This is a genomic window from Nocardia sp. NPDC058518 (genome assembly GCF_042719655.1).
Classification (GTDB): Bacteria; Actinomycetota; Actinomycetes; order Mycobacteriales; family Mycobacteriaceae; genus Nocardia.
In genome coordinates this window covers 155,005-167,823 of sequence record NZ_JBHXNJ010000003.1, presented here as the reverse complement: position 1 = coordinate 167,823, position 12,819 = coordinate 155,005, and the positions used below count along the sequence as shown (strand labels likewise).

At 67.4% G+C, this 12,819-nt stretch carries 10 protein-coding genes; 4 read left to right on the top strand and 6 right to left on the bottom strand.

Translation table 11 applies throughout. The annotated features are described in order from the left end of the window. The first annotated feature begins 20 nt into the window (after window positions 1-20). Together ACFWPX_RS07835 and ACFWPX_RS07830 are read left to right on the top strand one after the other, a co-directional pair. A complete protein-coding gene (locus ACFWPX_RS07835; RefSeq protein ID WP_378926711.1) occupies window positions 21-1,304 on the top strand; it encodes an MFS transporter in 1,284 nt (427 codons plus the stop codon). 95 nt (window positions 1,305-1,399) lie between these two features. Continuing rightward, window positions 1,400-2,215: a cyclase family protein gene (locus ACFWPX_RS07830; protein ID WP_378921296.1), complete on the top strand. Its 816-nt coding sequence runs from the start codon at window positions 1,400-1,402 to the stop codon at window positions 2,213-2,215. Window positions 2,216-2,221: 6 nt separating this feature from the next. Here ACFWPX_RS07830 and ACFWPX_RS07825 read toward each other — a convergent pair whose 3' ends face one another. Both ACFWPX_RS07825 and ACFWPX_RS07820 read right to left on the bottom strand, forming a co-directional pair. Beyond that, entirely contained in the window at window positions 2,222-3,778 is a 1,557-nt protein-coding gene (locus tag ACFWPX_RS07825) for an FAD-binding oxidoreductase (RefSeq protein ID WP_378926710.1), read from the bottom strand. Between the two features lie 121 nt (window positions 3,779-3,899). Next, window positions 3,900-4,688: a GTP pyrophosphokinase family protein gene (locus ACFWPX_RS07820; protein ID WP_378926709.1), complete on the bottom strand. Its 789-nt coding sequence runs from the start codon at window positions 4,686-4,688 to the stop codon at window positions 3,900-3,902. 254 nt (window positions 4,689-4,942) lie between these two features. Here ACFWPX_RS07820 and ACFWPX_RS07815 point away from each other — a divergent pair, with 254 nt between their 5' ends. Then, window positions 4,943-7,003 carry an AMP-binding protein gene (locus ACFWPX_RS07815; protein WP_378926708.1) on the top strand — a complete coding sequence of 687 codons (2,061 nt, stop codon included), beginning with the start codon at window positions 4,943-4,945 and terminating at the stop codon, window positions 7,001-7,003. Between the two features lie 69 nt (window positions 7,004-7,072). On the opposite strand, the gene ACFWPX_RS07810 is transcribed toward ACFWPX_RS07815, so the two are convergent. Genes ACFWPX_RS07810 through ACFWPX_RS07795 form a run of 4 tightly spaced genes read right to left on the bottom strand, consistent with a single transcriptional unit; the run spans window position 7,073 to window position 11,798 of the window. After that, window positions 7,073-8,179 (bottom strand): PDR/VanB family oxidoreductase, encoded by a 1,107-nt coding sequence (locus tag ACFWPX_RS07810; protein ID WP_378926707.1) that lies wholly within the window; start codon window positions 8,177-8,179, stop codon window positions 7,073-7,075. Beyond that, window positions 8,176-9,075, bottom strand: a complete 900-nt coding sequence (locus ACFWPX_RS07805) for a metal-dependent hydrolase (protein WP_378926706.1) — start codon at window positions 9,073-9,075, stop codon at window positions 8,176-8,178. The genes ACFWPX_RS07810 and ACFWPX_RS07805 overlap by 4 nt, the downstream gene beginning before the upstream one ends. Next, entirely contained in the window at window positions 9,072-10,850 is a 1,779-nt protein-coding gene (locus ACFWPX_RS07800; RefSeq protein WP_378926966.1) for an amidohydrolase family protein, read from the bottom strand. The genes ACFWPX_RS07805 and ACFWPX_RS07800 overlap by 4 nt, the downstream gene beginning before the upstream one ends. 21 nt (window positions 10,851-10,871) lie before the next feature. Then, the gene (locus ACFWPX_RS07795; protein WP_378926705.1) at window positions 10,872-11,798 is read right to left on the bottom strand and encodes an alpha/beta fold hydrolase; all 927 of its coding nucleotides are present in this window, start codon (window positions 11,796-11,798) and stop codon (window positions 10,872-10,874) included. A gap of 211 nt (window positions 11,799-12,009) precedes the next feature. On the opposite strand from ACFWPX_RS07795, the gene ACFWPX_RS07790 reads away from it, so the two are divergent. Beyond that, complete coding sequence (locus ACFWPX_RS07790) at window positions 12,010-12,717, top strand: TetR/AcrR family transcriptional regulator (RefSeq protein ID WP_378926703.1); 708 nt, start codon at window positions 12,010-12,012, stop codon at window positions 12,715-12,717. Window positions 12,718-12,819: the final 102 nt, after the last annotated feature.

Below are 12,819 nucleotides of genomic sequence, written 5' to 3'. Positions count from 1 at the left end.
GTCTCTGCGACGATGTGCCCATGAGCACCACCACCCGACCGGGTGTGATCACCGCGGGCACGCTGGTTCTGTTGTCGTCGCTGTATTTCGCGCAGGGCCTGCCGTTCGGCTTCTTCACCCAGGCGCTGCCGGTGGTGCTGCGCGAATCGGGCTATTCGCTGGTGGCGATCAGCGCCTCGGGTGTGCTGTTCCTGCCTTGGGCGCTGAAGTTCCTCTGGGCGCCCTACGTCGATCGGTACGGCACCCGGCGCACCTGGCTGCTGGTGCTGCAACTGCTGTCGGCGGCGGTGGCGATGGTGCTGGCCTGCATGGATCTGTCGTCCTCGCTGCGCTGGATGTTCGTCGGCATCGTCGTGGTGAACCTGCTCTCGGCGACCCAGGACGTGGCCACCGACGGTTTGGCGGTGCGGCTGCTGGGTCCGCGTCAGCGCGGACTGGGCAACGGCATCCAGGTCGGTGCCTATCGGGTCGGGATGATCGTCGGCGGTGGCGCCCTGCTGTGGTTGTACGCGCTGGCGGGCTGGCGGGCGCTGTTCCTCGCGATGGCGGCACTGATCGTGCTCACCACGGTGCCGGTGTGGCTGCTACGGGAGCGGGTCGTCGACCGTCCGCCACGCGTGAAGCCCGCGCGGCTGCTCGGCGCCTGGTGGACCAGATTGCGCCGCCCCGGCATCATCGCGTTCATCGCGTTGATCGGCGCCTTCAAATTCGGTGACTCGATGGCCGCGGCGCTCACCGGTCCCTTCCTGTCCGACGCGGGCCTCGACCTCGGCGAGATCGCCCTGATCAAAGGTGTTCTCTCCTCGGCGGGCGCGCTGGCGGGTGCGGCTCTGGGTGGCTGGCTGGCCTACCGGTTCGGCCGGCGGAAGGCGCTGCTGATCGGCGGTGTCACCCAGACCGCGAGCATCGCGCTGTATCTGTTCGCCGCCCTCGGCCTCGGCGGGTTCGAACTTCTCGTCACCGCGAGTCTGGCCGAGCACGTGTTCGGCGGTGCCGCCACGGTCGCTGTCTTCGCCCTCATGATGGACGCCTCCGAACCCGACCACGCGGGCAGCGACTACACCCTGCTCGCCTGCGCGATCGTCGTCGTCCAAGGCGTGGCGGGGATGGCCGCCGGCATCGTCGGCGAGCTGGCCGGATACCCCACGCTCTTCGCCACCGGTCTCGTGCTGTCCGGGCTCGGGTGCGCCGCCATGATTCTCGGTCTGTCCCGCGGTCTGGGGCCCGCCAACCTGTACCAAGCCCTCGCGCCGACGGACAGTCCGCTACCCGCCGTCGACCGCGACCAGCGCGCCGACAGGTAGTCCGGCGACGGTCGCGCCGTCCACCCGGAAATCCCGCCCTTCCGCATCGGCCCTGATCCTGCGCCGAACCGGTTCGCTCGGCTATCTTGAGTCCGATGTGCTCGCCCGAGATCGTTCGTCTCGCCCATGAGAGTGCGCCACAGCCGAGTCGGCGGGCCGTGCTCGGCCTCGCCGGGCTCACCGCGCTGGCCGTGGCGGCGCCCGCGCCCGCCGTCGCCGCGCCGCGATCCGGCGTCGTCGACCTCACCCACACGCTGACGCCGCAACTGCCGGTGTGGCCGGGCAATCCGCCGATGGTCATGGTCCCGGTGGCCTGGCACGCGTCGGGTGGGTTCGGGCAGTACGCGCTCGGGTATTGGGAGCACACCGGAACCCATCTCGACGCGCCCGCCCATCGGATTCCCGGCGCCACCACGACCGAGGCCCTCGCCGTCGACGACCTCGTCGCGCCGCTCGTCGTCATCGATATCAGTGCCAAGGCCGCCGCCGACGCCGATGCGGTGGTGACCGTTGCCGATATCGACAGCTGGCGGTCGCAGCACGGTGACCTCCCGGAGCGGGCTTTTGTCGCGATGTATTCCGGGTGGGAACGCCGCCTCACCCAACCGTCGACCTTCCTCAATCTCGACGAGCGCGGAATGCCGCACGCGCCGGGTTTCTCCGCCGACGCCGCGGAATACCTGGTGGCGCAATGCGGGATCGTCGGCGCCGGTGTCGACACGCTGAGCCTGGATTGTGGTGCCGATCCCGAATACGGTGCGCATACCGCCCTTCTCGGTGCGGGTCGCTACGGCGTGGAGATGCTCGCCAACCTCGCCGCGGTACCGCCGAGCGGGGCGACGGTCGTCATCGGCGCGCCGAAACACGCGGGCGGCACGGGTGGACCGTGCCGGGTGCTCGCGCTCACCTGACCGGCATCACCAGTCCGGTCGACCGATCGAAAGCCGGTGCTGGAAAACATTTCCCGGATCCGCGGCGGCCTTGACCCGAAGCAGTCGCCGATAGTTGTCGCCGTAGTAGAAGGCATGCCACGGTAGGCCGGAGGTGTTCCACTCGGGATCGGCCAGATCCGGGTCCGGATAGTTGATGTAACTGCCGCCGTAGGCCTCGTTCGGCACCGGGACACCGCCGGTGTCGGCATGGACGTCGCGATACATCGCGCGAGCCCAGCGCAGATAGCGGTCGTCGTCGAAGGGCAGTCGCCACGATGCGTGGATCATCATCTTCATGAACGAATCCCGCGCGGGCATCGCCGTCGCGCCGGCGGTGACGGCATTGATCGCGCCGCCGAAAGGCAGGAATTCGAGCTGGGATTCGCCGAGGAAACCGAGATCGGTGATGTAGCGGTAGAAGATCCGGAGTTGTTCGGGGGAGTAGGCCTTGCGTAGATAGGCGGCTTTCACTTTGACCCGTGTCGTGTTCACGCCCTTGGCGTAATACACCTGGGCCAGGGTGTCCGGGTAGGACAGCTGGGTGACCGGGGTGAGTATTCCCGGCGGGAAAACGCCGTCGCTCACCGCGTCGACGAATTCGTCGAAACGGGCTCGCGCGTCAGGTGTTTCGGCATCCAACAGGATCAGCATCTCGGCCGCGCCGGTGCCGGTCGTCCGGATCATCAGTGGCGCGTACAGACCGGCGAATTCATTACCGGGCGCACTGTGACGTTCGAAGAACCCGAGGTAGTTACCGAGCAACCGGACGAACGAATCCTCGGTCGTGATGGGCAGGATCAGTCGCGCGTTCAGCATGCTGCCCGGCGGCTTCGGCAGGGCGTGCGCCGGGTCCGAGCCGTCGGAGTCCGGCGAGCGGAGCAGGAACCGGGTCACCACACCGAAATTTCCGCCCCCACCACCGGTGTGCGCCCACCACAGGTCGTGGTCGGGGCCGTCCTTGGTCGCGACCACCACTTTCGCGGTGCCATCGGCATCGACGGTGACGAGTTCCACCCCGGCCAGATGATCGGCGACCAGCCCGAATCGCCGCGACAACGGACCATAGCCACCACCGCTGACATGACCGCCCATCCCGACGCCGAGGCAGATCCCGCCCGGCACCGTGACACCCCAGCGGTGCAGTGCGTGGTATACGGTGCCGATGTCGGCGCCTGCGTCGACCGAGAACGCACCGTGGTCCTCGTCCCAGAACACCGCGTTCAGCCGCCCGAGGTCGATGATCGAACGCGTCTGCGCGTTGTCGACGAAATCGTCGAAACAGTGCCCGCCCGAGCGCGCCGCGATCCTCGAGTCCTCGCCCACCGCCTGGGCGACCGCGCGACGAACCTCCTCGGCGCTGGTCGGCGCATAGATCTTCGCCGGTTGAGCCAGGAATCGCCGGTTGTACCCGCGCGCGGCCAGCGACTGGAACTCACCCGCACCGAGCACACGCTGCTCAGCGTGCCCCACGGGCATTCCGAGCGCGGCCATGGTGCCGCCGACCGCGGCCGCGGTGATCAACGTTCGACGTGAGAGCGACACCGGGTTCCTTTCGCGCCACGCTGTTCGAGATGGCTCTGCTCGGACAGTAGCGTCGATCGCCGATGCGGGGACGGCGGAAATGCGGTGGGGTCGCAGAGGTTGTGAGTTCGATATCGACCGCTCAGGTCGGCGGATCGGTGGGACGGAGGTAGACGGGGTGCCCGGCGGTGAGGTTGTTGTACAGGATGCTGAGGTCGAGTGCGTCCGTGGCCGGCTTCTTCGGGCGTGCGCTGCGGTCGACCTGACGGTGTAGGGCTTCCATCTTCTCGTCGAGCTGGGTGGCGACCTCGGCTGCCTGGGCGAGGTCGGTGCGCAGGTTCGGGGGTACCTCGCCGCGATATTTGTAGTAGATCTTGTGTTCGAGGCTGGCCCAGAAGTCCATCGCGATGGTGCGGATCTGGATCTCGACCGGAATCCGTTCGGTGCGGTCGGAGCGGAACACCGGGATCGACACGATCAAGTGCATGCTCTGATAGCCGTTCGGCTTGCGGTTGGTGATGTAGTCGCGCTCCTCGAGGACCGTGATGTCTTCCTGACCGGCCAGCATGTCCCTGATCGTGCCGATATCGGAGATGAAGCTGCACACCACCCTGACCCCGGCGATATCGAGCACGTTTTCCCTGATGGCGGCCAGATTCATCGCGTAATTCTTGCGACGGACCTTCTCGAGGACGCTTTCGGGCGATTTGAGCCGCGAGCCCACGTGCTCGATCGGGTTGTACTCGTGGGTGTTGTTGAAGTCCTCACGCAAGATGTTGATCTTGGTGGTCACCTCGTCGATCGCGAACTTGTAACCGAGCATGAAGTCGACGAACTGCTCGCGCAGCGCGCGCAGATCGTCGAAGCCGACGCCTTCGCCGTTGCCGAGCGGGCTGTCACCGGTGCTGGGATCGCGCTGCCAAGGTTTCATCGACCTCCATTGTGCCGTTCTTCGGGCGAACACCTCGACCAGTGCGTGCGGCATCACGTTGGCACCTCTCACAGCTCCCGGGTGTGGTGTTCGTCCGGTTGCCAGAAATCCGCAGATACTTCGTTTGCCCACGGGCAGGCAGGCCGACGATGACTTCTGGTGCAGTGCCTGACGACGGGCACCGTCACGGCACGGGGGCCGAGGCGAGCGGGCACTACCCGGCAGTGTGGCCGGGCCGAGGAAAGCGCGCAGCAATGCCGAGTGATGTCGTCGATGTGTCCGTGGAGTTCTCCGTCTCGCGCCGGGAGCTGTGGGATGTGCTGCTCGAGCCCCAGAGTTACCCGCGGTTGTGGGCCGGGATCGGGGGTTGTGATCGGCTGCTGAATCCCGAAGGGAGCACCGTGTGGGAGGTCAGGATCGGTGACCGGGCGGTCGGTGTGCGGCGAACCGGGCTGGTCCTGACCATCGGGCGCTGGTACGAGAGTTTCGAACTGCACAATCCCGAATCCGGCGGTTTCGCCCTGATCCGGCTCACCGGGGACGAGCAGCGCACGCGGGTGAGCGTGACCGTCTTCGCGGCGCCGCGGCTGCACCCGGCGCTGGCGGACGTGACGAACGCGGTGGTCATCGGGTGGGTCAAGGACGGTCTGCGGCGCGCGGCCGATGTCGTGGGTGGCGCGCGCACCTCGGTGGTGGCCAATGGCAACCGGGCACCGCTGCGGCGCAAGTCCGAGCTCGTGCGCTGGTGGGTGCACTCCGGTCAGGTGTCGCCGCCGCTGACCTCGGCCCGGCAGCTGCGGTCGCTGTACCGGTGGGGATTCAACCTGGCGGGCGGATACGCCGCCGGTGCCGCGCACAGCCCGGACCAGGTCGCGCTGATCGACGACGGCAGCACCGCCACCTTCGGCGAAACCGACAAGCGGACCACCGCGTTGGCGGGCGCGATGTACGAGGTCGGGTTGCGCGCGGGTGACGCGGTGGGCCTGCTGGCCGGAAACCATTGCGGCATGGTCGAATCCATGGTCGCGGCGGGCAAGCTCGGTGTCGACGTCGCGCTGCTGAACTCGGGACTCTCGGGGCGGCGGATCGAGGATGTCGTACAGCGCCACCGGCTTTCGGCATTGTTCGTCGACACCGAGCTGGCTCATCTCGTGCAGTACCTGCACACCGATCTGCCACGCTTCTTCACCGACGACGCGCCCGCCGACCCGACCCGGATCACGATCGAAGACCTCATCGCGACCCGCCACACGAAGTTCCCCGTCCCGACGATGCCGGGACGCCAGATCGTGCTCACCTCGGGTACCAGCGGCACCCCCAAGGGGGCGAGGCGCCCGCACCCGAAGGGCTTCGACACGCTGGTCGCGCTCTTGTCGATGATCCCGATCCACGCGGGCAGCACCATGATGATCCCGGCGCCGCTGTTTCACACCTGGGGGTTGTCGGCGCTGCAATTGAGCACCGCGGTGCGGGCCACGGTCGTGCTGACGCAGGGCTTCGACGCCGAGGAATGCCTGCGCCGTGTCGCCGAGCACGGGGTGCACACGCTCATCGCGGTGCCCACGATGGTGCAGCGCCTGGTCGACCTGCCCGCGCAGGTGCGAAACCGCTACGACCTGAGCAGCCTGCGGCAGGTGATCAGTTGCGGCGCACCGCTGGCGGCGGTCACCGTCGACCGGTTCCTCGACGACTACGGCGACGTCCTCTACAACCTCTACGGTTCCACGGAGGTCTCCTGGGCCAGCGTGGCCGGGCCCGACGACCTGCGCGCCGCGCCGACTACGGCAGGACGCCCGCCGCTCGGCACCAAGATCGCGATCCTGGACGCCGCGCACAAAGCGGTGCCGATCGGGGTGGTGGGGCGGATCTTCGTCGGCAATCACATGCTGTTCGACGGCTATGTCAGCGACTCACCGCCCGAGGAAGCCGACGGCATGATGGACACCGGCGATCTCGGCTACCTCGACGCCGAAGGCAGACTGTTCGTGGCGGGGCGCGACGACGAGATGATCATCTCCGGCGGCGAGAACGTCTTCCCGCGGCCGGTGGAGGAAGCGCTGGCGCATCTGCCGCAGGTCACCGATGTCGCGGTCGTCGGCGTGCCGGACCACGAATTCGGCCAGCGGCTGGCCGCGTTCCTGGTGAAGAACGAAGGCTCGGGGCTCGATCCGGAGATGGTGCGCACCTACGTCCGGAACCGCCTCAGCCGCTTCTCCGTTCCGCGCGATGTCACCTTCCTCAACGCGCTGCCACGCGGCGAGACCGGCAAGGTGCTCAAGCGGTTGCTCGTCGACCCGGAGGGGCTGGCCGGCTGAGCCGGAGCACGGCGACCAGCCCATCGCACACTACGCGGACAGTGGTGTTCTCCGATGTGGAGTCGCTGCTCAGAGATCGAGGACCAGGCGTTTTCCCGCGCAGCGCGAGACGCACGCCAGTGTGACTCCCGCGGCGTGTTCGTCGGGGGTCAGCGCGCCGTCGCGATGGTCGGGTGTGCCGTCCACGACGCGGACCACGCAGGTGCGGCAGAAGCCCTGGCGACACGAGTAGGGCTGGTCGGGGCGCACCGCCAGCAGCGCGTCGAGCATGGTCTGGTCGGCGGCGACGGGGACGACCTCGCCGGTGCTCGCCAGCTCCACCTCGAACGCGGTGCCGTCGACAACCGGTGCGGGGGAGAACCTCTCGGAGTGGAACTCGATGCCCGGCATCGTGCGCACCGCGGCGACGAGGGCGGCCGTCATCGGGGTGGGTCCACAGCAGTAGATCGCCGTGTCGTGGTCGACGCCGTCGAGAAGATCTGTGGCACTCGGGGTTCCGTGCTCGTCGTCGGTCCGCACCACCACGTGTCCGGTGAGTTCGGCGAGCTCGTCGAGGAACGGCAGGGTGTCGCGGCTTCGCCCGCAATAGACCAGGGTCCAGGCGATGCCGAGCCGGTCGGCGGCACGGGCCATCGCCAGGATCGGGGTGATGCCGATGCCACCCGCGACGAAGTGCAGCCGTTTCGCCGAAGACCCACGCCCGGGCGGCGCGAACGGGAACGCGTTGCGTGGCCCGCGGATCACCAGCTCGGTCCCGATCGGCAGCTCGTCATGGATCTCGATCGACCCGCCGCCGCCGTGCGGGATGCGACGCACCGCGATGCGGTACTCCCCGGTCTCGGCCGGATCGCCGCACAGCGAGTACTGCCGTAGGCGGCCGGACGGGAGTTCGATGTCGATGTGCGCGCCCGGCGCCCACCGGGGCAGCTGCGCACCATCGGGGGCGCGCAACCCCAGATTGATGACGGCCTGATCCTCGGCCACCAACAGCCGGTCGGTGACCACCACCGGGAAGCGAGCGTCGTCGGTCCTGGTGAGGATGGGACGGCGATTGATCAACGTCGACCAGCGAATGCGCAGGTTGGCCACGGCGTCGATCGCCCTGGTGGTCGGATCCTGATCGTGCTTGCCGTACAGGTCCGGCGGGATCACAGTGGGCGCGGGATGAACGGTCACTGTGCCGCCGCCCTCGCCGCAGGCGACTTGGCCAGATAGGCGATCGCCTGTTCGGTCGACCCGACCGACGCCGGGTCGTAGCGCGGGTTGAACGTGGACCCGGCGCTGATCAGCAGCGCGGGAATACCTGGCAGCGCCCCGCGCCACATCGCCCCGAGGATCTTCCAGATCAGTGTGGGATAGCCCATGTTCGGCAGTTCGGGATCCTGATTGACCAGGAATTTCGTGCCGCGCACAAGCAGACTGAGCAGGATCGGAATGACGATCAGCATCATCCCCGCACGGCGCAGGTACCCGGCCCCGAAGTAGATCGCGACGTCGTGGGCGACACTGCGGTGTTCGACCTCCTCGGCGCCGTGCCAGCGGAACAGGTCGAGCACGCGCGGTTCGGCACCGTGGGATTCCAGGTCGGCGTTGAGAATCCAGTCACCGAGCCAGGCGAAGAAGTGCTCGAGGCTGGCGATGAACGTCAGCCGTTCGACCAGGCGGGTCTGTGTCGCCTGTGGGGTGCCCTCGCGCGCGCCGAGCGAGTTACGGAAGACGTATTCCATCTGGCGGGTGTAGGGCGCGGTGTCGATGTGGTGGGCCGTGAAAACCTGGTCGAGCACCTTGGCATGGGTCTCGGCGTGCATCGACTCCTGGCCGATGAACCCCAGCATGGCTTCGCGTACCTTGGCGTCGCGCACGTAGGGCAGCGCATCGCGGTAGGTGGCGCAGAACATCCGCTCGCCCTCGGGCAGCAGTAGGTTCAGCGAGTTCACCAGGTGCGAGGCGATCGGCTCGGACGGCATCCAGTGCAGTGGTGCCGAGGTCCAGTCGAACTTCACATTGCGGGCCTGCAGGGCGACATCAGGTGCGCGCACGGTCCTGGGCGCGCGACGGAACGGGCGTTTCATCGGGTCTCCTGTGCGAGGGGAGCGGAATTGTCGTGGCCGGCGCGCAGGAACCGTCCGGTTCCCCAGTCCGCGCCGATGCCGGGCGTCACTTCGCCCGCGCCGAAGACCCGGCGGCCGTTGACGACGGTCGCGACGACAGCGCGGTCGTTGCGGTTCACCATGCGGTCGAGCCCGAACTCGGGCAGTGCGGCTTCGTGGAGCTGGTGCACCTCGTCGTCGAGCCCGGCGGGGTCGATCACGACCAGGTCTGCCCGGTCGCCCTGACGCAGGTGGCCCGCATCGATCTGATACCAGTCGGCGAGCTCACCGGTGAGCCGGTGGACGGCACGTTCGGTGCTCAGGAACGGCTTGCCGGATTCCTGTGCGCGCAGCACCCTTTCGAGCAGGCGCAGCGGGAAGTTGTAGAACGACATGTTGCGCAGGTGCGCGCCCGCGTCGCCGAACCCCATCTGCACGCCGGGGCTGGCGGCGAGCTTGTTCAGATAGTCGGGGCGGTCGTTGGCGATCGTGGTGCGCCAGCGCAGCGCGGGACCGTATGCGACCACCATGTCGAGGTAGGCGTCGACCGGGTGCAGGCCACGGTCCTTGCCGACCTGGCCGATCGACTTGCCGACCACCGATTCGTCAGGGCAGGCGATGATCTCGGCGTCGAAGAAGTTGCGGTGCCAGATGCGGGGGGTGAACTTGTTGTCGTACTGCTTGCGGAACCAGCGACGGTACGGCTCGCTCTGGAGCAGTTCGTTGCGTTCGACCTGGTCCTTCAGATGCAGGGCCGCGGCACCGGCGCCGAACTCCTCGAACACCACCAGGTCGATGCCGTCGGCGTAGACGGTGAACGGCACGGGCAGGTGCTGCCACCGGAAGTTGGTGCGGGCGAACCGATTCAGCAGCGGCGCGGCGTAGAGCATGAACCACACCAGCGGCGGGTAGGCCTTGGAATCGGCCGCCGACAGCAGCGAGGTGCGCAGCCTCGGCCTGCCGATGCCGGCACTGGCGAGGAAGAACTTGGCGATGTTGGGATTCAGGCTGACCGTCGGGGCGCTCTGCAGAACCCGGCCGCGCTTGCGCAGCACCTTGTTGAGCGCGCGCACCTCTTTGCCGCGCGTGTAGGTCGACGGCAGCGACCGCGACCGGTATTCGTCGCCGTCGATCTTGTCGAGTTTGTTCGTCATCGACGACAGTCCGAGGAAGCCCGCGTCGACCGCCGATTCGAGCAGGGTGGTCATCTGCTCGATCTCGGCAGCGGTGGGTTTGGTGTCGCGGGTGACCGCGCGGCCGAGCCCGAGCACATGGGTGCGCAGATCGGAGTGCCCGAGGAACGCGGCGACATTGGGTCCCAATGGCAGCGAGTCCAGTGCCTTCGCGTACTCGCCCGGATCCGACCAGGTGCGGTGCTTGTCCAAGGCGTCGTGCACCGCATCACGCGGCACGGCTTCGACGCGGCTGAACAGATCCGCGCAGTCGGCGTTGGACGCCAGCACGGTCGACAGCGAGCAGTTACCGACGACGACTGTCGTGACACCGTGGCGCAGCGACTCCGACAGCTCCGGCTTGATCAGCATCTCGGCGTCGTAGTGGGTGTGTACATCGACGAAACCGGGCAGCACCCATTTGCCCTCGGCGTCGATCACCTCGGTGCCTGCGCCGATCGGCAGCGGATCGACGGAGACGGCCGCGACGATGCCGTCGCGGATGCCGATATTGCGCTGTGCGGACGCGGCTCCGGTGCCGTCGAACCAGAGTCCGTCGGTAATGACGATGTCGAAGTCGAGCATTGGCTTTTCTCTCATTCGTCGTTACTTGGGCTGGGCCTGGATGAACGCGTCGGCGTATTCGGCGATCGCGGCGGGGTCGGAGTAGGGCAGCCAGTGCCCGCGCGGCAGGTCGTGGCGGATGACCTGATCGGCCCACTTCGCGGTGTCGTCGTAGCTCGCGGAGCGCACGGCGATGTCACGAGTGTTGACCAGCAGTTGCACCGGCACGGTCGTGCGGCGTTCCCGTGGCCCGAACATGCGGGCGATGATGTTGGCTTTGTAGAAGCGCAGCCCCGAGATCATGTCCTGCTTCAGCGTCGGTGCCAGCGAGATCTGATCAGCGGGCGTGCCCTCGACCACGCGGAGGAACAGCTTCCAGATCTTCTCGGTGCCGACGAGCCGGAAGAACAGGCCCGGCAGGATCGGCAGCATGAAGAACGTGGTGTAGGCCGAGGACAGGCACTGGCTGAGCGTGCCCCAGATCCCGCGCGGGGTTCCCGACAGCACGCCACGACGCATCCAGGTGGCCAGGTGGTCCAGGTTCGGGCCCGAGATCGAGGTGAACGACGCGACGTACTGGTTCGCGCCCGGCTCACACACCGCTTCCCAGATCTGGACCGAGCCCCAGTCATGGGCCACGACGTGCACGGGTTCGGTGGGGCTCACGGCCTCCACCACGGCGAAGAAGTCGGTCGCGAGCTTGCTCAGCTGGTAGGCAGAGACCTGGGTCGGCGCGCTGGACTCGCCATAACCGCGGGTGTCGTAGGAGATCACCCGATATTTGTCCGACAACAGCGCCACGACCCCGTCCCAGAGGTGGTGGGTGTCGGGCCAGCCGTGGACGAGGACGACCGGAATGCCGTCCTCGGGGCCGAATTCATAGACCGCCAGCGAGATGTCGCCGTTGCGCACCAGATGTGTTCTGGATGACGCTGCCCCGGGATGGTCGTTACCGGTTTCGCGCGTCATACGAGACTCCTTCCGCACGGGGCTACGTTGCTCCGTGCACGATCAATAGTACCGTCGGTACCATTGTCTGGTACGCGTGGTACCAGAAATATATTGAGGATCTGGAAGGTCGCTGTCAACAGGACCCCTGAGTCCGCCCGCGATACGGCGGCCGATCCATCGCCGAACGCCGCTATCCTGGCCGTACGCGAAGGGCGGATCAGGGAGAACAGTGACTACATCGTCTAGACCGGTTCGCCGGTCGCCCGTACGGTTGCTCACCCGCGAACAAGTCATCGCGGGTGCGGTGCGGTGCATCGACCGCGATGGACCCCAGGTGAGCATGGAAACGCTCGCCCGGGAGATGGGTGTTGCCAAACCGCGTCTGTACCGCATGTTCGCCGATAAGTCCGAACTCGACGGCGCGGTCTCGGATTGGCTCGTCGCGCAGATCTACGCCGCCGTCGCGCCGGATCTTTCGCTGATCATGCAGCCACCACGGGCCACGATCCATCGGTTCCTCACTGCCTACGCCGGGGTCATCGCTGAGCACCCCGATGTGTTCCGGTTCCTCGTCCTCACCCAGAGCGTGTCGAGCGCCGACCCGTCCGCTCGGCCATTGGACATCGGTCGGCGCCTCTCGCACGATCTGGCCGAGCGCAGCCGCAGCGTGCTGTCCTCGGTCGCACTCGATACCGACGGTATCGATCATCTGCTGCGCGGCATCGTCGGTTTCGTCATGGCCGTCACCGACCTGTGGCTCGACACCGATCCCGTCCCGCGACCGGAACCGACGGCACTGTTCGTCGATCGGACGACCAATGCCGTCGTCCAGTTGTTCGACGGCTTTCTTCGAGAGAAGGGCCTCGTCATCGAGCCCGATATGTCGGTGGCGGCGACCTTGGCCACTATCACCGAAAACGCGCCGTCCCTCGACTGAGGCCCGGCCGCCCCCCCGCCCCACCCCCGCGGGGGCCCGCGGCGCGGGGGGCGACCCACAATTAGTTGGTTGCCGCCCCGGCGCGGGGCCGGGCGCGCCCCC

What these genes read in the sequence shown, in the direction of transcription:
- ACFWPX_RS07830 (WP_378921296.1), top strand. Translation starts at nt 1,400, where the DNA reads ATGTGCTCGCCCGAGATCGTTCGTCTCGCCCATGAGAGTGCGCCACAG.
- ACFWPX_RS07835 (WP_378926711.1), top strand. Translation starts at nt 21, where the DNA reads ATGAGCACCACCACCCGACCGGGTGTGATCACCGCGGGCACGCTGGTT.
- ACFWPX_RS07800 (WP_378926966.1), bottom strand. Translation starts at nt 10,850, where the DNA reads ATGCTCGACTTCGACATCGTCATTACCGACGGACTCTGGTTCGACGGC.
- ACFWPX_RS07795 (WP_378926705.1), bottom strand. Translation starts at nt 11,798, where the DNA reads ATGACGCGCGAAACCGGTAACGACCATCCCGGGGCAGCGTCATCCAGA.
- ACFWPX_RS07805 (WP_378926706.1), bottom strand. Translation starts at nt 9,075, where the DNA reads ATGAAACGCCCGTTCCGTCGCGCGCCCAGGACCGTGCGCGCACCTGAT.
- ACFWPX_RS07820 (WP_378926709.1), bottom strand. Translation starts at nt 4,688, where the DNA reads ATGAAACCTTGGCAGCGCGATCCCAGCACCGGTGACAGCCCGCTCGGC.
- ACFWPX_RS07815 (WP_378926708.1), top strand. Translation starts at nt 4,943, where the DNA reads ATGCCGAGTGATGTCGTCGATGTGTCCGTGGAGTTCTCCGTCTCGCGC.